The organism is Streptomyces sp. NPDC055955 (genome assembly GCF_042270245.1).
In the GTDB taxonomy this organism is placed as follows: domain Bacteria; phylum Actinomycetota; class Actinomycetes; order Streptomycetales; family Streptomycetaceae; genus Streptomyces.
The window spans coordinates 250,150-273,691 of record NZ_JBHJYS010000010.1; the positions used below are offsets into that span (position 1 = coordinate 250,150).

Sequence of the window (23,542 nt, forward strand, 5' to 3'; positions counted from 1 at the left end):
GGTTCGGACCCGGACAAGCTGCTGAAGTTCCAGGCGGGCGCGGACGGCCCGGCGGTGACGCTGGGGCTCAAGGGCGCCGCGAAATCGGTCGACCCGAAGGCCAAGGGGTCGACCGTCACGTACAAGGACGCGGCGGCCGGTGGCGCGGATCTCGAGTACCGGGTCGGTCCGGGCCGCGTGAAGGAGAACATCGTCCTGGCGAAGGCGCCGGACGGACCCGTCTCCTACACCTTCACTCTCGACACGGGCGGTCTGACGCCGAAGGCACGGAAGAACGGCTCGATCGAGCTGTACGGCGAGCTGCCGAACACGCCGGTGATGACGATTCCGGCCGCGTACATGTCGGACACCCGCAAGGACGCGGACTCCCCGTACGGGGTGTCGTACAGCCCCAAGGTCAAGCAGAAGCTGGTCAAGGACGGCAAGAACTGGCAGATAGTCGTCACGCCGGACGCCAAGTGGCTCGCTTCGCCGAAGCGGCAGTATCCGGTGTCGATCGATCCGACGATCACGATCACGCCGACCCCGTCGCAGTCGCAGGACACGATGGTCCTCTCGGACCAGCCGGCGGCGAACTTCAACAACACCTGGAAGATGTCCGTCGGTAAGACCGACACGGGTATCGCGCGGTCGCTGATCCAGTTCCCGCTGGACGAGATCCCTTCGGGCGTGAAGATCGACTCGGCGCGTCTGGGCATGTACTTCGACCAGGCGCACACCACCAACGCCAACGACGTCACGATGGAGGTCCACCGGGCCACCGGCCCGTGGACCGAGTCGGGCGCCACGTGGTCCAACACCAACGCGCTGTCGGGTGAACTCTCCGGCACCACCGTCCAGATCGATGACGGCGACACCGGTACGGCAGCCGTCGGCGAGTGGCCCCGGGCCACCACGACCGGTGGCGCGGCGACCAACGATGACTTCGCCTACAACAAGAACAGCCTGACCGGCGAGTCGTACACCTGGCAGCCGCAGATCGCGGAGGCGGCGTCCTACCGGGTCGAGGCGCACTTCCCGCCGGCCTCGGACGGGGCGACAGCGGCGCCATACACGATCACGCACCGGGACGGCACCGGGACCGGGACGGTCAACCAGTCGGGCACCGCGGCCGCGTGGAAGACGGTGAACAGCACCCAGTTCTACTTCGCGAAGGGCAACGCGGGGAAGATCGTTCTGGGGGACACCGGCAGTTCCACGACCCGCAACATCGCGGACTCGATCCGTCTGGTGAACCCGGCGCAGATCGTCAAGAACACCGGTGAGTACAACCAGTGGCACGACTTCGCGGTGACAGACACCGTGCAGAAGTGGGTCTCGGGCACGGCCACGAACAACGGCTTCGTGCTCCAGGCCAAGGACGACACTCTGGCCGCGACGCCGACCGGCGGCCCACGCTACGAGTCCGGTGACGGTGACTACGGCGGCGAGACATCCTCGTACCCGCGCCTGACCATCACGTACGGCAAGGTCGGTTCGGCACTCGACTCGCCGACGATCGTGCACGACACGGGCCCGGAGCTGTCCTGGTCGAAGTACACCAACTCGACCGGCGACACCGGTCAGGACATCGTCGAGTACCAGCTGCACCGCTCCACCCAGCAGGTCTTCACGCCGAGCGCGGCCACGCTGGTGGCCCCGGTCGACAAGGCGACCACGGCCTACACCGACACCACCGCGACCCCGACGCCCGACTCGTCCACGGACGAGATCGGCCGCTCGTACTACTACCAGATCGCGGTGAAGACCAAGGACGGCACACTGCTCGGTTCCCCGACGCGCATCGTCGGGGTGCCGAAGGCCGGCCGCACCATGAAGCTGATCCAGGGCACGGCGGGCGGAGTCACCGACACCACCCTCTCCTCCCAGCAGCCGACCACCAACGAGGACACGATCCTCTCGTACACGCCGCAGAAGTGGCTGAGCGTCGGCAACAACTCGGGCACGTACGGCAAGACACGTGCGGCCCTGAAGTTCCCCACGACATCGATCCCGGCAACGGCGACGGTCCTCGACTCCAAGCTCTACATGTGGGGCGCGGAGACGACGACCGACACCGACGGCGCGATCTATGAACTGCACGGTCTGACCAAGGACTTCGCGCAGACGAGCGCGACCTGGAACAACGCCACGTCGACCACCCCGTGGACGGCTCCGGGCGGCGACTTCTCCGCCACGGTGTCCGACACGGTCGCGCAGGTGTCCGAGGTCGGGCGGCACTGGTGGGACGCCACGTCGCTCACGCAGGGCTGGGTGAAGACCCCGTCCAGCAACAAGGGCGCGATGGTCAAGCTGGCCAACGAGGCGACCGGGCCCCAGGAGCGGACCCTGTTCCTGTCGTCGGAGGCGGCCGACCAGCAGCTCGGCCCGCTGCTCCGCGTGATCTATGTCGACGCGACGTCGGAGAACACGTACTACGCGCCGCAGACGCCGGCCCGGATGACGCCGAACTCCACGTACACGGTGGACATGACGGTCACGAACACGACCGGCAGCGAGTGGCTCGCGGGTGAGCGGCAGCTCTCGTACACCTGGAAGCTGCCCGACGGCACGGACATGACGACCGGCGGAAATCAGCTGTCCACGGCGATTCCGAACCTGAAGCCGGCCCAGTCGGCGACGGTGCACGCGCAGGTCAAGACGCCGATCAACTCGGACGAGGGCAACAAGCGCACGGACTACGTCCTCGGGTGGGACGTCAAGAAGGTCTCGGACGGTAGCTGGCTCTCGGCGGGCACCGGAGGCATCCCGTCCCTGAAGCAGAACGTGGCGGTCGAGGACCCGACCTCGGACTCGCTCGGCCTGGAGAAGTTCTACTCCTACACCGGCAAGAACACCGGTGCCGGCTCGACCGTGATGAGCAACCTCGCGTCCGGCAACAGCGTCTGGTCGTACAACGCGTTCACCAACCCGGGCCGCGGACTCAGCACCTTCGCCCGGTTCTCGTACAACTCGCTCGACACGTCGGACACGGTGCTCGGTGCGGGCTGGTCCGGACAGGCGGCGGGACCCGTCCGCCTGGGCGCGCCGCTGGACTTCCACCCGAACCCGAATCCGACGGAGATCCGTCTCCCGGACGGTGACGGTACGACGCACGTCTTCGCCAAGCAGGGCGACGGCACGTGGAAGGCGCCGGCGGGCGTCCACTACAAGGTCACGATGAAGTCGGGCCTGGACTGCACGCCGAACAAGGACCCGATCCCCGACGCGTGGACGTTCACGCGCCCCGAGGGAACCCGATTCCTCTTCGGCTGCGACGGCTACATGACGTCCGCGATCGACAAGAACGGCAACACGCAGACGTACACGTACGAGGAACGGAAGTCGAACAACAAGCCGACCAAGTTCCTGAAGTACATCACCGACCCCGCGGGCCGGCAGACGCTGACCGTCACGTACTTCGACAAGTCGACGGCACCGTTCCCGAAGGTCGCCGACCACGTCCAGTCGATGACGGACATCTCGGGTCGCAAGCTGACGTTCGAATACTCGGACAAGGCCCTGCTGACGAAGATCACTGACGGTGCCGGTTCGTCCCAGCCGAAGGTGTTCGCCTTCACCTACGACGCGACGCAGGGCAACAAGAACGTCAAGCTGGTCCAGGCCGACGACCCGCGGGGCAAGGCCACGAAGCTCGACTACTTCGCCCCGAAGACCGGCGACGACCCGAAGTACCACTGGTGGACGAAGACGATCACGGACCGTCTCAACGAGGCGACCGGCTTCGGATACGGAGTGGACGCGGGGAACGCGAAGTTCACCGACACCACGGTCACCGACGCCGAGTCGCACGACGCGAAGTACGTGACGGACGACTTCGGCCGCCCGGTGCAGACGACGAACGCCAAGTCCCAGACCAGCAAGATGGGTTGGGACGCCGACAACAACGTCACATATCTGGAGGAGGACAACGGGGCGAAGACCGCGTACTGCTACGACCAGAAGACGGGCTACCCGCTGTGGTCGCGTGACGCGGAGAACAACAAGGCCGGGGTTCCGCCCCAGTCGGACTGCGCGCCGGGCACGTATCCCGCGAACTCTTCGCAGTACTCGTACCAGACCCGTCTGGACGGTTTCTCGGCCGACCTGTTCACCAAGACCTCGCCCGAGGGGCGCAAGTGGCAGTTCGCGTATGACTCGTTCGGCAACCTGAAGACGGTCACGGACCCCAAGGGCGTCGCCACCGCCACGGCCGGGGACTACACGACGTCGTACGAGTACGACGCCTTCGGCCAACTGACCAAGGCCACGGACGCGAACCACCACGCCACCGTCAACAGCGCCTTCGGGCCGACCGGTTACCCGGATCGGATCACCGACGCGCTTCAGAAGTCCACCGACTTCGTCTACGACGAGCGCGGCCAGGTAACACAGGTCACTGATGCGCTGGGCAAGAAGACCACGCAGACGTACGACACGTACGGACGTCCGCTGGTCAACACGGTGCCGAAGGACCAGTCGGCGGGCACTCTCATCACTACGCCCGCACCCGTGTACGACGCCAACGACAACGTCACCACGTCGACGACACCCAGCGGAGCGGTGTCCACGGCGGTGTACGACAGCGCGGACCAGGTCACGTCGGCGACCGGGCCGGTGAACAACCAGACCAGCCCGCGGACGTCGACGTACACCTACGACAAGGTCGGCAACCTGAGGACGACGACCGAGCCCAAGGGCACGGCAACTACTGCGGATGCGACCGACTTCGTCACGACGAACAACTACGACGCGGTCTACCAGCTCACGTCCGTGGTCAACGCGAACGGTGACAAGGTCTCGTACGAGTACGACAACGTCGGCAACGTCACCAAGCTCATCGACCCGAAGAAGAACGCGACCACCGACACGACCGACTACGCCGCCAAGACCGACTACGACCTGGACCACAGAGTCACGGTCGTCACGGACGCGGCCGGCAAGACCACCAAGAAGGGCTACGACAAGGACGGCCTGGTCACCTCGGCCACCGACGCCGAGAACAACACCACCACCGTCACTTACGACGAGCGCGGCAAGCAGACCGAGGTCAAGGTCCCGCACGAGGGCAACACGACACGGTCGACGAAGTACGAGTACGACCAGGTCGGCAACACCACCAAGGCGATCACCCCGCGGGCCGTCGCGGCAGGCACGACCACGGCGTTCACCGCCCGCACCGACTACGACGAGCTGAACCGCCCGGTCAGGCAGTACCAGCCCTACGACCCGGCGGACTCCCGCTACAACGACCCGAACGTCTACACCGAGACGACGTACGACCAGGTGGGCCAGGTCACCAAGACCTCCATGCCCCCGTCGGACGGTGAGACGGTCCGCAACGACACCACATACAGCTACTTCGACAACGGCTTGGCGAGGTCGTCCACGGACCCGTGGGACATCACCACGACCTACGACTACAACGAGCTGGGCCAGCAGACCAAGCGGACGCTGACCTCGGCGGGGGGCTCCTCCGACCGCACGATGACGTGGTCGTTCTACCCCGACGGCTCGCTCAAGTCCCGCGCGGACGCCGGCGTCCCGGTGGGTAAGTCGGTCGTCCTGGCCGACAACTCCGACACCCAGAACACGTCCAAGACCGGCACCTGGACGAAGGGAGACATCACCGGCCAGCAGGGCTACAACCACGAGACCCATGCGGCCGGCACGGGCACAGACGCCCTCACGTGGACGCTCAACATCCCCAAGGACGGCACGTACGCCGCGTACGTGACGTTCCCGAAGGTGACGGGCGCCGCGACGACGGCGAAGTACACGGTCACGCATGACGGCGGGACCACCGACAAGACGGTCGACCAGAGCGCCGGCGCCAACCAGGGCACCTGGGTCTCGCTCGGCTCCTTCGCCTTCAAGCAGGGCAACGCGGCCAAGTTGCAGCTGTTCCAGAACAGCGGCGGAGTCGTTGTCGCGGATGGCGTCAAGCTCGTCCGGGACACCAGCGGTGACCCGGCGGACACGGAGAAGGACAACTTCTCCTACTCCTACGACCTCAACGGCAACCTGACATCGATCGACGACACCTCGTCGACCGCGAAGATCGACAACTACACGCTCACCTACACGGGCCTCAACCAGGTCCAGAAGGCCACCGAGAACCTGGCCGGCGCGGAGAAGAAGGCCACGTCGTACACCTACGACGCCAACGGCCTGTCGGACACCATCACGCATCCCGACCAGTTCTCCAAGTACACGTACGACCTGCGTGACCAGGTGAAGACGGTCTCGGTCGGCAAGTCCGCCACGGACGCGTCGCCGAAGGTGTCCTCGTACACGTACACCGACCGCGGCCAGAAGCTCCAGGAGACCAAGGCCAACGGCAACACGGTCGACTACACCTACTACCTGGACGCGGCACTCAAGTCGACGACGGAGAAGAAGCCCAACGGCACCCTTGTCGACTCGCACACCTACGCCTACGACGCCAACGGCAACAAGTCCCAGGACGTGGCGAAGAAGATGAACGCCGACAACCACTCGGCGTACCTCGACTCCACCACGGACTACACCTACGACCCCGCCAACCGGCTCAAGGCGGCGACCAAGGCCGGCAATGGCGCGGGCATCGAGACGTACGTCCACGACAACAACGCCAACGTCATCAGCCAGACCGTCAAGGGCACTGCAACCTCCTACAACTACGACCGCAACCGACTGCTGACCGCCACCACGAGCGGCACGTCGGCGAACTACAACTACGACCCCTTCGGCCGCCAGGAGTCCGTCACCTCGGGCGGGCAGGTCATCTCCCGGAGCGTGTACGACGGCTTCGACCACGTCGTGGAGTCCCAGAAGCGGGACGACGCCGGCGCGATGAAGTCCACCACGTACAGCTTCGACCCGCTCGACCGAACCAACTCGAAGACCGCCGAGGGCAAGACAACGGACTACGAGTACCTGGGCCTCTCCTCGGAGGTCCTGGACGAAAAGGTCGCCGGCACCCTCACCAAGTCGTACCAGTACAGCCCGTGGGGCGAGCGCCTCTCGCAGGTCAAGCACAACACCGACGGCACGACCGAGGACGGCTACTACGGCTACAACGGCCACTCCGACGTCGAGACACTGACGGACAACAACGGCGACACCAAGGCGACCTACGGCTACACCGCCTACGGAGCTGACGACACCTCCGACTTCACCGGTATCGACAAGCCGGATACGGCGGACCCGACGAAGGAGGCCTACAACCCCTACCGGTTCAACGCCAAGCGCTGGGACGCCCAGTCCGGAACGTACGACATGGGTTTCCGTAACTACAGCCCCGGCCTGAACCGCTTCACAAGCCGGGACATGTACAACGGCGCCCTCGCCGACATGAACCTCGGCGCCGACCCCTACACCGGCAACCGCTACGCCTTCGGCGGTGGCAACCCCACCAGCATGGTGGAGCTCGACGGCCATCTTTCCATCCCGGGCGCGGGCGTGATCAGCGACATCGGCAGCGCGCTGGAGGGCGGTGCCGAAGCGTTGGAAGGTGCCCTGTCGGGCGCCGCTGACGCTGCGGCGAGTACTGCGGCGAGTGGGGGCAGCCTGCTGAGTCGGCTGACTCCTTGGGGTATCGCGGCATCCGTCTTCGCGTATGCATCCGCGCCCACGGAGACCGCGCCCGGGGGTTATCTGTCAAAGCCCGGCGCCAAGCCCGACTACAGCAAGGGCCTGTTCGTCACGCCGAAGGAGGAGAACGAGTGGCAGCCGGGGGCCGATCTTTACCCCAGGACCAAGGACAACTGCGGAAAAGGCAACACCTTCGTCTACTACAGCCCGCTCGACGACAAGGGCAGGGCGCAAGGCGTTCAGGCCTGTCTCAATGACGGAGATTTCACCTACGTCGATGAGTGGACCAAGGAAACTGGGGAGCTGAGCAATGGATCGGCGATTGTCGGCTCCGACGTGCCGCGACCACAGCGCGATTACCCGGAGTTGGACCCGACTGGGTTCAAGAAGGGGGTGGGCATGAACCGAGGCCACCTGTTGGGTAACCAACTCGGCGGCACGGGGACCGACCGTAGGAACCTGGTTGCTCTCTACGGAACGCCCAACCGAAAGCAAATGAGGTCGGTTGAGGACGAAGTGGCGAGCATGGTGAAATCCGGACAGACAGTGGCCTATCAGGTATCAGCTCACTATTCCGGAGCGAATGGTGCGCCGGACTATCTGAGCATCCAGTGGAGCAACCTGGACACCGGAGTGTCTTCGGGGCCGATAACCATCTGGAACACTCCTACAGGTGAGCAGCCGTAGGTTGTGTGCGTGAGGACGGACTGCTCGGAGGTTTGGGGACTCGCCGTCGCGTGTTCCAAAGTCTTGAGTGATTCGATCTGGTAGGAATGTAGGATGCCTTGGTGTGGGGGAATCACTGTTGGAGTGATTCCCCCATATCTTTTCCATATCTTTTCGTGACTTGGGGGTTCTGTATGTGGGTGCAACGGTTGCTGGAATATATCGAGTGGGAGCCCAGGGAGATGCCTTCGGGCCAGTTCGAGAGAATGGAAGGAGAAATGGGCACGCAACTCCCCGGCGATTACAAGGAGTTGGGTGAGGCCTTCGGGGCAGGCACCTTCTGTGACGTGATCTATTTCTGTGTTCGTGACGAAGGTAAAGTGTTCGACCTTTTGAGCGAATGGCATAGCTCTCTTTCTGTTGAGGGTGACTCCCCTGCTGACGGGGACGGTGGAGGGGCATCCCTGTATGCTCCATATGGCATCTACCGGCCTGGCCGTGGCGGGCTGATTCCGTGGGGTTCCACCGAATGGGCCGATGAGTACTACTGGCTGGCGGAGGGGCCCGATCCAGCGAGCTGGCCTATTCTTGCGCGGACCCACTCTTCAAGGGAGTGGCATCGATTCGAGATGTCGACATCGGAATTTCTCTACAAGGCTCTCACGGATCCTGAATTCTCACCTTTTGGAGTGGCTCGCTATTCTTTGGATCCTTCTTTCGAACCTGTCCCTGGATCAAATTAGTCTGGATCCGCTGTGCGGTGATCGGTTCGGATGGTGGTGAATGCGCGAAGAGGCGACAGTGCCCGGGCCGGATTGGCAGACGACACGCAGCTGAGCATCGAAGAGCTGGAGGCCGCGCTTCCGGCGATGACGCAGTGGCGTGTGGCGGCGGGGCGCAGCGTGGCCTGGGCCGCCCTTGAGGCAATCCTCGGGACGGCGCTGCCCTCGGACTTCCGTTCTTTGGCGGAGGCGTATCCGGTTCTGGTCATCGACGACTTCCTGAGCGTGTCCGTTCCCCGACCCGGCACCGAGGAGTCATGGGCGTCCCAGTCCAGGGAGGACGAGATCCTTCAGGATCTGTACGAGATGGGCGAAACGGAGGACTACGTTCCCTACCCGCAGCCGGGAGGCCTGATTTCCTGGGGGGATTCCAGTTCGGGGGACGTCTTGTACTGGAAGACGAGCCCCGCGGACCCGGACGCATGGCCGGTAGTCGTCCGCACGGACAACTCCGAGTGGTTCGAGTTCCCGGTCTGTGCCGTCGAGTTCCTGGCCGGCGTGTACGGGCGCACCATCGATGTGCCGGGCATGCCCCGGAACTTCCCGAGCAGCAACCCGCAGGTGCTGGGCCTGAGCGACCGTATCGACTGAGTGGCAGCCCGGGTGGGCCGAAGGAGTACCGACCGGCTGAGGTCGGGGCTCGCGACGCTTCCCGCGTGGGCGTACATCGGCTTCCGTGTCCGGCGGGAGAGACGGGCGATCAAGGAAGACGGCGGACTCGCGCGTGAGCGCAGGAAGCGGAGGAGTTCATGGAGCGCGACGAACTGGTCGACACCGTCACGCGGTTGGTCGGCAGCGACCCGGAGCCGTTGAAGTGCCGCGAGAAGGGGCACGGTGCCGGGCACGTGTGCCTCGCCCTGTCCGATGAACTCGATCTCGCCGGCGTGGTCGACGGGATCAGCGGCCGGTACGGGTCCTCCCGCAGGCTCGCCATGGGCGGCTTCACCGATCCCACCGTGGACGCCACGACAGGGCTCCCCCTGCTCGCCCCCTTCGGCACCGACGTGATCGACATGCGGGCCTGGGCGCACGCCGGTTCGTGGATCGGGGCCGGGACGGTCCGGGTGGGCGGCGACGTGCAGCATGTCGTCCTCGTCGCCGAGCGGCCCGCGCCCGTCGTGGCGGGGCTGCCGCCCGACGCCACGTGGGTGGAGCGGGTCGTGGCCGTGACCGGGTGGGCCGGTGAGGCCCGTACGGTCGACTGGGACGCGGTGGAGGCGCGGCTCGGCACCCGGCTGCCCACGGACTTCAAGCAGCTCGCCGAGATCTTCGGATCCGGCGCCTTCGACGGCTACCTCACCCTCTACGTGCCCGAGTCCGACGTCCCCGGCATGGACCTGGTGGAGCACGCGGAGTACCTGGCCGGTTTCGCGGCCCGCTCGGGCACGAGCCTGTGGGAGCCGTACGGCATCCATCCGGCGCCCGGCGGACTCCTGGAGTGGGGGTCGTCCGAGCAGGCGGACCAGTTCTACTGGCTCACCGAGGGCGACGACCCCGACCGCTGGCCCGTCCTGGCGTCGGAGGACATCCCTGACACCTGGAACCGGTTCGACGGCACCGCCGCCGAGTTCGTCTTCCGCATGCTCACCGAGCGTTCGCACCCTCACTCGATGGCCCGGTACTACGACACGCACTGGTTCCAGAGTTACGAAGAGTAGCGATGCGTCCGAGCGGGGAGCCGGCTTCTGCGGTGGGCGGCCTGCCGGTCGCCCCGCAAACCAGTGGCGGACCCGGGCCCCCAGCCACGACCATGCGACGTATGACTGACCAACCCGCACGATGGAGCCAGGCGACCGTCTACCCCGACATGTGGGCCGATCCGGACGACGACCCCCGCAGCGGCGAGGGATTCAACGCGGAAGGTGAACTGGCGACACTCCAGACCTTCCTGGCGGACTACCGCCTGACCCTCCGGATGAAGTGCCAGGGCCTGGACCCGGAGCAGCTGGCCCGCCGGTCGGTGCCGCCGTCGACGATGTCACTGCTCGGCCTGCTGCGGCACCTCGCCGAAGCGGAGCGGGACTGGCTCAACTGGATCACCGATGGCGAACCGCTGCCGAAGCTGTACGGCGACCCGGACGGAGACTTCGACGGCGCCGTCGCCGAGCAGGCCGTGATCGACACCGCCTACGCCGATCTCGAACGCGAGCAGGCCGCGACGGACGCCGCGCTGGCCGGGCACCCGGACCTGGGCGAGCGTCTCGGCAAGGACGGGATCGCGGTCCGGGAACTGCTGGTGCACCGGGTCGAGGAGTACGCCCGCCACTGCGGACACGCCGACCTGCTGCGCGAATGCATCGACGGAAGGGTGGGCCAGTAGGACCGCCGCTCAGCCGCGCGGGCGCTCGGCCGCCTTCACCGCCCCGACGAACGCCGTCCACGCTCCGCTCGTGAACACGACCGCAGGGCCGTGAGGATTCTTGCTGTCACGGACGGGGACGTGGGCGGGGCGGGCGCGGTCGTTGACTTCGAGGCACTGGCCACTTTCGCCGCCGCTGTAACTCGACTTACGCCACATCGGCAGGACTGAGGCATCGGGGACGCGGATGCCCTGCCACTGCTGCTCACTGCTGCTGTGCGTCATGCCCGCAATCCTCCGCGACGGACCTGATCAGCGCCAGGGACTTACTGTGCGACAGGGCGTCGCCCATGGCGTGATCGTAGGCCGTCTGGCATTCGCGTACCACGGAGGGAAGTTCGAGGACCCGACCCCATGTGAGGCCTTCCACGTACGCGACCTGCGGCAGGTCCTCGAACCACATCAGGGACACCGGGCCTTCTAGGAGAGCGTGCAACCCCACGGAGAAGGGCAGCACGTGCACGCGAATACGGCGGCTTTCGCCCAAGTTCACGATGTGACGGAGCTGCTCGCACATCACTGCGGGGCCTCCCACGGGGCGGCGCAAAACTGCTTCGTCCAGGAGGAACCACGTCACTGGTGACTTGAAGTCGTCCAGGATTCGGGCTCTTCCCAGGCGTGTGACAAGGAGCCTGTCACGTTCCTCGTCGGTCTTCGGAGGGAAGCCGGACTGGAGCACTTCGCGGGCGTACGCCTCCGTCTGGAGCATGCCGGGCACGAGCTTCGGGGCGTACGTCCTGATCGCCGTGGCCTGCCGCTCCAACTCCAGTGCTTCCGCGAAGTGTTCGGCGACGCGACCCTCTCCCTGCGTCGGCAGGAAGGTCTCGAAGACCCCGCCTGTCTTGAGTACTTGATCGAGACGGCGCGCGTCCTCCAGCGACGGCCGGCGGCGGCCCGCCTCGATATGGGCGATGTGCGTGCGCGACATGATGGCCCGCGCGCTCAGCTCTTCCTGCGTGAACCCGGCGGCCTCCCGGCGGCGCCGCAACTCCTCGCCGTAACTCGTCCGGGAACCGGGATTGTCCTCGATCGCCATCCGCAACTCCCGTATGTGCGACTCGCGTTGTCACGCTCGGACCACTGGCGAGCCTAGCTGCGTCGACCTCACCCTGTGACCGGATTGCCACGCAGAGCGAGATCGAGAGGCAGTGCGGAAGATGCAGCACGGGGAAGGCGCGTTCGTCGCCCACACCGGTACGGACGTCTACGGGCCCGGCAAGGTGCTCGGCGTCGACGGGGAGTCGCGGCGCGTGCGCTTCGTGTACTTCGTGGCGACGATCGCGGCACGCGACCTGCGGGCCGCCTCGGAAAGCGAAGAGGCCTGGGCGCGGGCGTGGCTGCGGGAGCGCGCGCAGAGATACGGCGGACAGTGGTGATTACGTCAAGTGACCGTTCGCATACGCAAGTTGCGGTACGGTGAGCGCGACAGCACGCCTCAATGTCGTCTTGATCGGACATGAGGCGGCCCTCAACGCCGGTTCGCACCCGGCGAAGAGGGCCTTCATCACCAGTGGAAGTAGCCACCGGAAAATGCTCCGTCATGCTATCGCGCCTGCCCGTTTCTTCAGCCAGGTGCCGAACGAAATCCTCCGCCATCCGCGCCTCTCGTCGGACGCCGTGCGGCTGTTGGCCTGGCAGTTGTCGCTGCCTGATGACGCCAAGGACCCGTTGTCGAAAACCGCCCGTCAGGCCGGGATCGGCAAGTGCGCCTTCAACCGCGCCAAGGGCGAACTGAAGCGCGAGGGCTATCTGCACGAGTGGCGCCAGCAGGGTGTTCGCGGCCTGTGGTCGACCGTGCAGCTCGTCTCGAATGTGCCCCTGAAGCCGGAGCAGGCGCTCGCCTTACGGGACGGAGCTCCGGCGGGCGGAAACCCGGCCGCCGGTGAGCCGACCGGCCGGACCGTCGGCCGTCATCCAGAAAAACCCGTTCTTGAGAACACCCCCCACCATCCCGGGAGGCCTCCGGAGACGGAGGTCCCCGAGGGTCCCGCGGCTACGAGAGCCGGGCACCAACTCATCTCCACCATCCTGGACTTGGAGCCAAGGCTCCGCGTGCCCCGCGGCATGCTGCCGCAGCTGGCGGGCCTGGCGAGCGCCTGGCTGGAGGCGGGGCACACGCCAGGTGGCGTACGGGCGCATGTGCACCGCAGCCTGCCGGGCCGCGAGCAGCCGATCCACCGGCCGGGCGGCTTGCTGCGGTACATCCTGAGCGACGTACCACCGGCGCCTGCCGAGGAAGAGTCCCGCCGCCCCGAGTCCGTACAGCCACGCGTCGCCCGACTGCGGGAATGCGAGGGTGTCCACACCCAGGCGCGCCTGTTCCGTCCGGAGGGCGACGAGGAGTTCTGCGGCGAGTGCCTGCGGGGGCGCGTGCCCGACGGCGCGATGTAGAACTGCCCCGGGCGGCCCGGTTGCCGGGACGCGGAAACCTGTATCTCCCACCGACTGCCGTCCGGCGTCGTTGTATACCTGTCTCCGGCTCGTGAAGGATGAGGTGCAGGGGGTGGGCCATGACGGAACGGGCGAGGGCCAGGGCTCAGAGCATCGGTGGGGGGCCGGGCAAGGGTGGTGCCCGGCGGCAGTCGCCGGGCCGGACCCGGGCCGTGGGTGTGCTGCTGATTCTGCTGGCTCTGATATCGGCGGTGCTCTGCTACATCGCGTTCGTCTGGTGGCTGCCCTCCGACAGGGATCGCTACCGGGACTACGTGGCGGCCGAGCCGTGCCCCGCCCGTGCGATGGCGACCGACTGCCTGAGCACCTGGCATCTCACCGTCGTGAAGAGGGAGATCAAGAACGCTGGGCGGACCTCCACCTACAAGGCGACGCTGAAGGACGGGGACTCCTGGCAGGGAGTCGTGGACTTCGGTGACCCGGGGCCGCTCCTGGAGCACCTGGAACCGGGCGACGAGGTCACCGCCACCGCCTGGCGCCGCGACATCGTCGTGCTCAGCAAGGACGGCGTACGGCAGAACACCTCGGAAGCGCCCCGCGACGAGGTCCAGATGAACGCCGCCATCGGCATGCTCGCCGCGTTCTTCGCGGCTGAGACGTTCGCGTTCGGCGCGGTACGCCTGGTCAGCCCTCGTGACCACGCGCCCTTCGCCTGGGACCCGTACGGCAGACGGCTGCTCTTCACCGGCATCGCCGTCTGCTTCGGGGTGGGGCTCCCGGCGGTCTGGATCGGCATCCCGTGGTGGACCGTGCCCGCCGTCGGACTCCCGGCCATGGCGTGCGCGGCGGTGCTGATGTATCCCCGCCCGGGGCGCCCTATCGCGGGTGGGGAAGCCCGCGCGCGCAGAAAGACGCGTTGACCTCCTTCTGCCCGAAATGGGAGTCCAGTTGACTCACGACTCCCTGAATGAATAGAACTCCGTCGCCATATTCAAATATTTGTCGGCCGGGCACGCCCGGCCGACTCTTCGGCATGCCTGGATTCCGGGTCGAGCCGAGCAAAGGCGAAGGGTTACTGGACGTGAAAGTCCGTTATGGGAGAGTGATCTCCTGTTTGGTCGTGTCGGCGGTGGTGAGTGCCGCGTTGCCGCAGATGGCGTACGCGGCCTCTTCCTCCGGGGACGACGGCAAGGGGGTCATCGACTCCATCACAGGCTGGTTCTCCGACGACGACGAGGACGGCGACAAGCCGCCCACCGGCGGCAAGCTGGAGATGCCGAGTCGCGAGAAGCTGCCCAGGGGGAAGAAGGCCCCGAAGGCCAAGCGGGTCAAGGAGCTGACGTCCCGGCGTACCGAGCACGCCCGTTTCTGGCAGTTGTCCGACGGGCGTATTCAGGCCGAAGTTTCCGCCGTGCCGACCGGCTACCGGTCCGGCAAGGGGAAGAAGGCGCCCTGGAAGACTATTGAAACGGGCGTCGGAACCACCCGCGCCAAGGGATTCGATTTCGCCAACACGTCGAATTCCGCGCGCAGTTGGTTCGGTGATGATTCCGGGCGGCTGCTGAAGTTCCAGGCCGGCGCCGACGGGCCCGCCGTGAGCCTCGGGCTCAAGGGCGCGGATGCCACATCGCTCGACCCGGTCGCCAAGGGTTCGAAGGTCACGTACAAGGACGCCGCCGCCGGCGGTGCCGATCTGGAGTACCAGGTCGGGCCCGGGCGGGTGAAGGAGAACATCGTCCTGGCGAAGGCGCCGGGCGAGGCCGTCTCCTACACCTTCTCGCTCGATGCGGGTGGTCTGACGCCGAAGGCCCGTAAGGACGGGTCGATCGCACTGTACGGCGAGCTGCCGAACACACCGGTCATGATCATCCCGGCCGCGTACATGACGGACACGCGTAAGGACGCGTCGTCGCCGTACGGGCTCAGCTACAGCCCCAAGGTCAGCCAGAAGCTCGTCCGGGACGGGAAGAACTGGCTGATCGAGGTCACCCCGGACGCCAGGTGGCTGGCCGCGAAGGCGCGCCGGTACCCGGTGACGATCGACCCGACCATCACCATCGCACCGACCCCGTCGCAGTCCCAGGACACGATGGTTCTGTCGGACCAGCCGGCGGTGAACTTCAACAACACCTGGAAGATGTCGGTCGGCAAGACCGACACGGGCATCTCGCGGTCGCTGATCAAGTTCCCGCTCAACGAGATCCCCTCGGGTACGAAGATCGACTCCGCGCGTCTGGAGATGTACTTCGACCAGGCGCACACCACCAACGCGAACGACGTCACGATCGAGGCGCACCGGGCGACGGGCGCCTGGGACGAGTCGACAGCCACCTGGTCCAACACCAGTGCGCTGTCGGGTGAGTTGTCCGGTACGACCGTCCAGATCGACGACGGAGACGCCGGGACCGCGGCCGTGGGGGAGTGGCCGAGAGCCACGACCACCGGTGGCGCGGCCACGAACGACGACTTCGCCTACAACAAGAACACCGCGACCGGCGAGTCGTACACCTGGCAGCCTCAGATAGCCGAGACGGCGTCGTACCGGGTGGAGGCTCACTTCCCGCCCGCGTCGGACGCCGCGACGGCCGCCCCGTACACCCTGAACCACCGTGACGGCACCGCGACCGGGACGGTCAACCAGACGGGCACGACCGCGGCGTGGAAGGCGGTGAACGGCAGCCAGTTCTACTTCGCGAAGGGCAACGCGGGCAAGATCGTCCTCGGCGACACGGGGAGTTCCACGACCCGCAACATCGCCGACTCGGTCCGTCTCGTGAACCCGGCGCAGATCGTCAAGGACACCGGCGAGTACAACCAGTGGCACAAGTTCGCCGTGACCGACACCGTCCAGAAGTGGGTGTCCGGCAGCTCCGCCAACAACGGTTTCGTGCTCCAGGCCAAGGACGACACCGTGGCCGGCACGCTCACCGGCGGCCCCCGCTACGAGGCCGGTGACGGCACCTCCTACGGCGGCGAGAGCGCGACGTACCCGCGGCTGACCGTGACGTACGGCAAGGTCGGGACCGCTCTCGACTCGCCGACCGTCGTGCACGACACCGGTCCGGAGCTCAGCTGGGACGCGTACAGCAACACCACCGGCGACAACGGGCTCGACATCGCCGAGTACCAGCTTCACCGCTCCACCCAGCAGGCGTTCACGCCGAGCGCCGCGACCCTTGTCGCGCCGATCGACAAGACGGCGACCACGTACACCGACACCACCGCGACGCCGACGCCCGATTCGTCCACGGACGAGATCGGGCGTTCGTACTACTACCAGATCGCGGTGAAGACGAAGGACGGCCAGGTCATCGGGTCGCCGACCCGCATCGTGGGCGTGCCCAAGGCCGGCCGCACGATGAAGCTGATCCAGGGGACGGGCGCCGGAGTCACCGACACCACGCTCTCCTCGCAGCAGCCGACCACCAACGAGGACACGATCCTGTCCTATGTGCCGCAGAAGTGGCTGAGCGTCGGCAACAACTCGGGCACGTACGGCAAGACCCGTGCGGCGATGAAGTTCCCGACGGCCGACATCCCCGCCACCGCGACCGTCCTCGACTCCAAGCTCTACCTGTGGGGCGCGGAGACGACGACCGGCACGGACGGCGCGATCTACGAACTGCACGGTCTGACCAAGGACTTCGCGGAGACGAGCGCGACCTGGAACAACGCCACGTCGACGACCGCCTGGACGGCTCCGGGCGGTGACTTCGGGGCGACCGTCTCCGACACCGTCGCGCAGGTGTCCGAGGTCGGGCGGCACTGGTGGGACGCCACGTCGCTCACGCAGGGCTGGGTGAAGACGCCGTCCAGCAACAAGGGCGCCATGGTCAAACTCAAGGACGAGACGGCTACCGGGCCGCAGGAGCGCACCCTGTTCCTGGCCTCGGAGGCGGCCGACCAGCAGCTCGGCCCGCTGCTCCGCGTGATCTACGTGGACGCGACCACCGAGAACACGTACTACGCACCGCAGACGCCGGCCCGGATGACGCCGAACTCCACGTACACGGTGGAGACGACGGTCACGAACACCACCAGCAGCGAGTGGCTTGCCGGTGAGCGGCAGCTCTCCTACACCTGGAAGCTGCCCGACGGCACGGACGTCACCAACGGCGGGAACCAGCTCTCCACCGCTGTCCCGAACCTCAAGCCGGGACAGTCCGCGACCGTCCAGGCGCAGGTCAAGACGCCGATCAACTCGGACGAGGGCAACAAGCGCACGGACTACGTCCTCGGCTGGGACGTCAAGAAGGTGTCGGACGGCAGCTGGCTGTCGGCCGGGACCGGCGGCATCCCGTCCCTGAAGCAGAACGTGGCGGTCGAGGACCCGACGTCGAACTCACTGGGTCTGGAGAAGTTCTACTCGTACACCGGGAAGAACACGGGCTCCGGCTCGACCGTCATGAACAACCTGGCCGCCGGCAACGCGGTCTGGTCGTACAACGCGCTCAACAACCCGGGCCGCGGCCTCAACACCTTCGCCCGGTTCTCGTACAACTCGCTCGACACCAGCGACACCGTGCTGGGCGCGGGCTGGTCCGGGCAGGCCGCAGGTCCGATCCGGCTCGGGGCTCCGCTGGACTTCCACCCGAACCCGAACCCGACGGAGATCCGCCTCCCGGACGGTGACGGCACGACCCATGTCTTCGCCAAGCAGGGCGACGGCACGTGGAAGGCGCCGGCGGGCGTTCACTACAAGGTCACGATGAAGTCGGGCCTGGACTGCACGCCGAACAAGGACCCGATCCCCGACGCGTGGACGTTCACACGCCCCGACGGGACCCGATTCCTCTTCGGCTGCGACGGCTATCTGACCTCGGTCGTCGACCGGAACGGCAACACGCAGACCTACACGTACGAGGAACGGAAGTCGAACAACAAGCCGACCAAGTTCCTCAAGTACATCACCGACCCCGCGGGCCGGCAGTCACTGGCCGTCGACTATTACGACAAGAGCGAGGCGCCCGCCTCCAAGGTCATCGACCACGTGCAGTCGATGACGGACATCTCGGGCCGCAAGCTGACGTTCGAGTACTCGGACAAGGCCCTCCTGACGAAGCTGACCGACGGCGCCGGATCGTCGCAGCCGAAGGTGTTCGGCTTCGAGTACGACGCGACGCAGGGCACCAAGAACGTCAAACTGGTCAAGGTCACGGACCCGCGCGGCAACGGCACCGCACTGGCCTTCAACGAGCCCAAGGCCGGTGACGACCCGAAGTACCACTGGTGGACCAAGAGCATCACCGACCGTGCGGGCGGCGACACGGGCTTCACGTACGCGGCGAACGCCACGAACCCGAAGTTCACCGACTCGAAGGTCACCGACGCCGAGTCGCACGTCACCACACACGTCGCGGACGACTTCGGCCGTCCGGTGCAGAACACCAACGCCAAGTCGCAGTCCGCCAAGATGGGCTGGGACGCGGACAACAACGTCACGTATCTCGAAGAGGACAACGGCGCCAAGACCGCGTACTGCTACGACCAGAAGACCGGCTATCCGCTCTGGCAGCGCGACGCGGAGAACAACAAGGCCGGAGTCCCGCCCCAGTCGGACTGCGCGCCGGGCACGTATCCGGCCAACTCGGCCCGGTACGAGTACCAGACCCGGATCGACGGCTACTCCGCCGACCTCTACACGAAGACGTCCCCGGAGGGGCGCAAGTGGCAGTTCACGTATGACACGTTCGGCAACCTGAAGACGGTCACCGACCCGAAGGGTGTCGCCACCACCGGTGTCAGCGGGGACTACACGACGTCGTACGAGTACGACGCCTACGGTGAGCTGAGCAAGGCGACGGACGCCAACGGCAACCCGAGCACCAACAGCGACTTCGGTCCCACGGGTTACCCGGAGACGATCACCGACGCCCTCGGCAAGTCCACATCGTTCGTCTACGACGAGCGCGGCCAGGTCACGCAGGTCACCGACGCGCTCGGCAAGAAAACCACGCAGACGTACGACGCGTACGGGCGGCCGCTGGCCAGGAGCGTGCCGAAGGACCAGGCCGCGGGTGTCCTGATCACGACCCCGGCGCCGGTCTACGACGCCAATGACAACATCACGAAGTCGACGTCGCCGAACGGCGCGTTCTCCACAGCCGTCTACGACAAGTCGGACCAGGTCAGCGAGGCCACGGCCCCCAAGGACACGACCACGTCCGACGAGCGGAAGACGACCTACACCTACGACAAGGTCGGCAACCTCCGGACGACGACGGAGCCCAAGGGCTCGCTGACGTCGACGGACACCACCGACTACGTCACCACCAACAACTACGACGAGATCTACCAGCTCACGTCTGTGGTGAACGCCGCCGGCGACAAGGTCTCGTACGGCTACGACAACGTCGGCAACACCACCAAGGTCGTCGACCCCAAGAAGAACGCGACCTCCGACCCGGACGACTACACCACCAAGACCGACTACGACCTGGACCACCGGGTCACCACGCTGACCGACGCCGCGGGCAAGACCAGCAAGAAGTCCTACGACAAGGACTCCCTCGCCATCTCGACCACGGACGCCGAGAACAACACCGTGAACGTCACCTACGACGAGCGCGGCAAGCAGACCGAGGTCAAGGTCCCGTACTCGGGCACCACGGTCCGGTCGACGAAGTTCGAGTACGACCAGGTCGGCAACACCACCAAGGTGATCACACCGCGCGGTGTGGAGACCGCGGCCGCGGACGACTTCACCGCGCGTACCGCGTACGACGCACTGAACCGTCCGGTCAAGCAGTACCAGCCGTACGACCCGGCGGACGCCCGCTACAACAAGGCGGACATCTACACACGGACCGACTACGACGCGGTGGGCCGGGTCTCCACGACCTCGTTGCCGCCGTCGGAGGGGCAGACGGTCCGCAACGACACCAGCTACACCTACTTCGACAACGGCTGGACCAGGTCGTCCACCGATCCGTGGGACATCAAGACCACGTACGACTACGACGAGCTCGGCAAACAGACTGCTCGCACGCTCACCTCGGCCGGCGGGTCCTCCGACCGCACCATGTCGTGGTCGTACTACCCCGACGGCAAGCTCAAGTCGAAGTCCGACGACGGTGTGCCGGTGGGCAAGTCCGTGGTTCTGGTCGACAACTCCGACACGCAGAACACGTCCTCGACGGGGACCTGGGCGAAGGGCGACATCACCGGGCAGCAGGGCTACGACCACCGTACGCACGCGGTGGGCAGTGGCACCGAGGCGTTCACGTGGACGCTGAACATCCCGAAGGACGGTACCTACACCGCGTACGTGAAGTTCCCGAAGGTGACCGGCGCCGCGACCACGGCGAAGTACACGCTCAGCCACGGTACGACGACCGAGACGGCCGTCACCAAGGACCAGAACACGAACACGGGCACCTGGGTCAGTCTCGGCTCCTACTCCCTCAATCAGGGCGAGGACTCCACACTGAGGCTGGACCAGAACAGCGGCGGCATCGCGGTCGCGGACGCTGTGAAGCTGGTGCGCGACACGGCAGGTGATCCGGCCGACACGGAGAAGAAGTCCTTCACGTACGCCTACGACGCCAACGCCAACCTGACGTCGATCGACGACACCTCGTCCGGCGCGAAGATCGACGCGTACACGCTCGCGTACACGGGCCTCAACCAGATCTCCAAGGTCACCGAGGCGCTGGCGGGCCAGGACAAGAAGGCGACTTCGTACACGTACGACGCCAACAGCCAGCCGGACACGGTCACGCACCCCGACCAGTTCTCCAAGTACACCTACGACCTGCGTGAGCTGGTCAAGACGGTGTCGGTAGGCAAGTCCGCCACCGATCCCTCGCCGAAGGTGTCCTCGTACACGTACACCGACCGCGGCCTGAAGCTGAAGGAGACCAAGGCCAACGCGAACACGGTCGACTACGGCTACTACCTCGACGGATCCCTCAAGACCCAGACCGAGAAGAAGTCCGACGGAACCCTGGTCAGCGACCACACCTACGCCTATGACCCGAACGGGAACAAGGCGCAGGACATCGCGAAGAAGATGAACGCCGACGACCACGCGGCGCTCCTCTCCTCGACCACCGACTACACGTACGACCCGGCCGACCGGCTGGCGAAGTCCGTGAAGACGGGCACGGGCGCCGGCACCGACACCTATGTCCACGACGCCAACGCCAACGTCGTCTCGCAGACGGTCGACAGCACCACGTCGACGTACGACTACGACCGCAACCGGCTGCTCTCGTCGACGACTTCGGGTACGACGTTCTCGTACAACTACGATCCGTTCGGCCGGCAGGAGTCGGTCACCGGGGGCGGCGAGACCATCGAGCGGAGCGTCTACGACGGGTTCGACCATGTCATCGACGCGCAGAAGCTCGACGACTCCGGCGCCCTGAAGTCGACGAAGTACACCTTCGACCCGCTGGACCGCACCACGTCGAAGACGGCGGACGGCAAGACCACCGACTACGACTACCTCGGTATGTCGACGGAGGTCATGGGTGAGGAGGTCGCAGGCAAGCTGACCAAGTCGTACCAGTACAGCCCGTGGGGCGAGCGCCTGTCGCAGATCACGCACAACAGCGACGGCACGACCGAGGACGGCTACTACGGCTACAACGGCCACTCCGACGTCGAGACCCTGACGACGAAGGACGGCGACACCAAAGCGACCTACGGCTACACCGCGTACGGCAAGAACGACGACTCCGAGTTCACCGGAATCGACAAGCCGGACGCGACCGACCCGACCAAGGAGGCGTACAACCCCTACCGCTACAACGCCAAGCGCTGGGACGCCGATTCGGGCACGTACGACATGGGCTTCCGCGAGTACAACCCGGGCCTCAACCGCTTCACCACCCGGGACATGTACAACGGCGCTCTCGCCGACAGCGACCTGGGCACCGACCCCATGACCGGCAACCGGTACGCCTTCACCGGCGGCAACCCCACGAGCTTCGTGGAGATGGACGGCCATGCGCCGTGTGCCGAAGGCATCATGGACGTGTGCGGGGGAAGCCTCGACGCCGGCGGCGTCTGCCTGATCTGCGTGGCCACTCCGAACCCCGGTGCGTCCAAGCCGATCGCACGCAAGCCGAGCGTCACGAACAAGGACCTGGACAACACGCTCAACCAGCTGTACGCGCGGGACTTCGTCCAGGACGCCGACGTCTACGGTGACGGCAAGACCACCACGGCGCTCATCCAGGAGTTCAACTCCGGCCAGAAGACCGGAAAGCTCTGGCACATGCAGAAGGCGTCCAACGCCATGGTCTCCCTCGCGAATCTTCTGGAGGACGACCGCCGGGCCCGGGTCAAGGGGAACGGGCTGCTCAACGACGCCGATCTCAAGGTCGCCCAGGCCGAGGCCGGCGAGCTGTGGAACGCCCTCAACTCCAAGGACATCGCGGGTGCGCTGACCAAGGACGTGTCGGCCAACCCCGAGATGCTCGCCGCGATCAACTCGAACCGGGCCACCGTCGCGGGGACGCTCGCCATGCAGGACCTGACGGGGCAGGAGTTCGCCCCGGCCCATCCGCTGGCGCGGCAGACGCCCGTGGGAGAACCCGTGAAGATGCGCGGCGCCTACAAGGCGTTCGGCATCGTCGGAGGTGTGGTCTCGGCAGCCCAGGCGCCGAGCTACATCAAGACGTACGGCTGGGGCAGAGGAGCGTGGGAGATGTTCAAGGACACCTTCGACCCCTTCGGAGTCGCCGACAGTCTCGGTGACGACCCCTTCGTCGACGACGGCGGTGGTTCGAACATCTGCGATCCGTCGAGCGGGAACTGCGCCTGACCGGTAACGACTGACCGC

Annotated in this window: 11 protein-coding genes; 9 read left to right on the forward strand and 2 right to left on the reverse strand. The window is 66.2% G+C overall.

The genetic code is table 11. The annotated features are described in order from the left end of the window. Window positions 1–546 precede the first annotated feature (546 nt). The 5 genes from ACFC96_RS22035 (at window position 547) to ACFC96_RS22055 (ending at window position 11,322) form a co-directional block, all read left to right on the forward strand. Window positions 547–8,241, forward strand: coding sequence for a DNRLRE domain-containing protein (locus tag ACFC96_RS22035; protein WP_376613757.1), 7,695 nt, complete (start codon window positions 547–549; stop codon window positions 8,239–8,241). Window positions 8,242–8,498: 257 nt separating this feature from the next. Beyond that, on the forward strand, window positions 8,499–8,963 hold the full coding sequence (locus ACFC96_RS22040; RefSeq protein ID WP_340461185.1) for an SMI1/KNR4 family protein: 465 nt from the start codon (window positions 8,499–8,501) through the stop codon (window positions 8,961–8,963). A 72-nt stretch (window positions 8,964–9,035) separates the two neighbouring features. Next, entirely contained in the window at window positions 9,036–9,593 is a 558-nt protein-coding gene (locus ACFC96_RS22045; protein ID WP_376225646.1) for a hypothetical protein, read from the forward strand. Window positions 9,594–9,751: 158 nt separating this feature from the next. Further along, entirely contained in the window at window positions 9,752–10,660 is a 909-nt protein-coding gene (locus ACFC96_RS22050; RefSeq protein ID WP_376613697.1) for a hypothetical protein, read from the forward strand. A 92-nt stretch (window positions 10,661–10,752) separates the two neighbouring features. Continuing rightward, window positions 10,753–11,322: a DinB family protein gene (locus ACFC96_RS22055; RefSeq protein ID WP_376259959.1), complete on the forward strand. Its 570-nt coding sequence runs from the start codon at window positions 10,753–10,755 to the stop codon at window positions 11,320–11,322. A gap of 9 nt (window positions 11,323–11,331) precedes the next feature. On the opposite strand, the gene ACFC96_RS22060 is transcribed toward ACFC96_RS22055, so the two are convergent. Continuing rightward, entirely contained in the window at window positions 11,332–11,586 is a 255-nt protein-coding gene (locus tag ACFC96_RS22060) for a DUF397 domain-containing protein (protein ID WP_376613699.1), read from the reverse strand. Next, a complete protein-coding gene (locus ACFC96_RS22065) occupies window positions 11,567–12,397 on the reverse strand; it encodes a Scr1 family TA system antitoxin-like transcriptional regulator (protein ID WP_376613701.1) in 831 nt (276 codons plus the stop codon). Before ACFC96_RS22065 ends, ACFC96_RS22060 begins: the two co-directional genes overlap by 20 nt. A gap of 121 nt (window positions 12,398–12,518) precedes the next feature. Between ACFC96_RS22065 and ACFC96_RS22070 the strand changes: the two genes are divergently transcribed. From ACFC96_RS22070 to ACFC96_RS22085, 4 genes are all read left to right on the forward strand, one after another. Further along, window positions 12,519–12,737 (forward strand): hypothetical protein, encoded by a 219-nt coding sequence (locus ACFC96_RS22070; protein ID WP_376613703.1) that lies wholly within the window; start codon window positions 12,519–12,521, stop codon window positions 12,735–12,737. Window positions 12,738–12,933: 196 nt separating this feature from the next. Beyond that, the gene (locus ACFC96_RS22075; protein ID WP_376613704.1) at window positions 12,934–13,752 is read left to right on the forward strand and encodes a hypothetical protein; all 819 of its coding nucleotides are present in this window, start codon (window positions 12,934–12,936) and stop codon (window positions 13,750–13,752) included. 119 nt (window positions 13,753–13,871) lie between these two features. Continuing rightward, entirely contained in the window at window positions 13,872–14,672 is an 801-nt protein-coding gene (locus ACFC96_RS22080) for a hypothetical protein (protein ID WP_376613706.1), read from the forward strand. Between the two features lie 1,169 nt (window positions 14,673–15,841). Next, a complete protein-coding gene (locus ACFC96_RS22085) occupies window positions 15,842–23,524 on the forward strand; it encodes a DNRLRE domain-containing protein (RefSeq protein ID WP_376613759.1) in 7,683 nt (2,560 codons plus the stop codon). Window positions 23,525–23,542 lie beyond the last annotated feature (18 nt).

Bases quoted from the DNA above. Each gene is read 5' to 3' on its own strand.
- ACFC96_RS22035 (WP_376613757.1), top strand. From the start codon at position 547: ATGGTCCTCTCGGACCAGCCGGCGGCGAACTTCAACAACACCTGGAAG.
- ACFC96_RS22040 (WP_340461185.1), top strand. From the start codon at position 8,499: ATGGGCACGCAACTCCCCGGCGATTACAAGGAGTTGGGTGAGGCCTTC.
- ACFC96_RS22050 (WP_376613697.1), top strand. From the start codon at position 9,752: ATGGAGCGCGACGAACTGGTCGACACCGTCACGCGGTTGGTCGGCAGC.
- ACFC96_RS22055 (WP_376259959.1), top strand. From the start codon at position 10,753: ATGCGACGTATGACTGACCAACCCGCACGATGGAGCCAGGCGACCGTC.
- ACFC96_RS22060 (WP_376613699.1), bottom strand. From the start codon at position 11,586: ATGACGCACAGCAGCAGTGAGCAGCAGTGGCAGGGCATCCGCGTCCCC.
- ACFC96_RS22065 (WP_376613701.1), bottom strand. From the start codon at position 12,397: ATGGCGATCGAGGACAATCCCGGTTCCCGGACGAGTTACGGCGAGGAG.
- ACFC96_RS22070 (WP_376613703.1), top strand. From the start codon at position 12,519: ATGCAGCACGGGGAAGGCGCGTTCGTCGCCCACACCGGTACGGACGTC.
- ACFC96_RS22080 (WP_376613706.1), top strand. From the start codon at position 13,872: ATGACGGAACGGGCGAGGGCCAGGGCTCAGAGCATCGGTGGGGGGCCG.
- ACFC96_RS22085 (WP_376613759.1), top strand. From the start codon at position 15,842: ATGGTTCTGTCGGACCAGCCGGCGGTGAACTTCAACAACACCTGGAAG.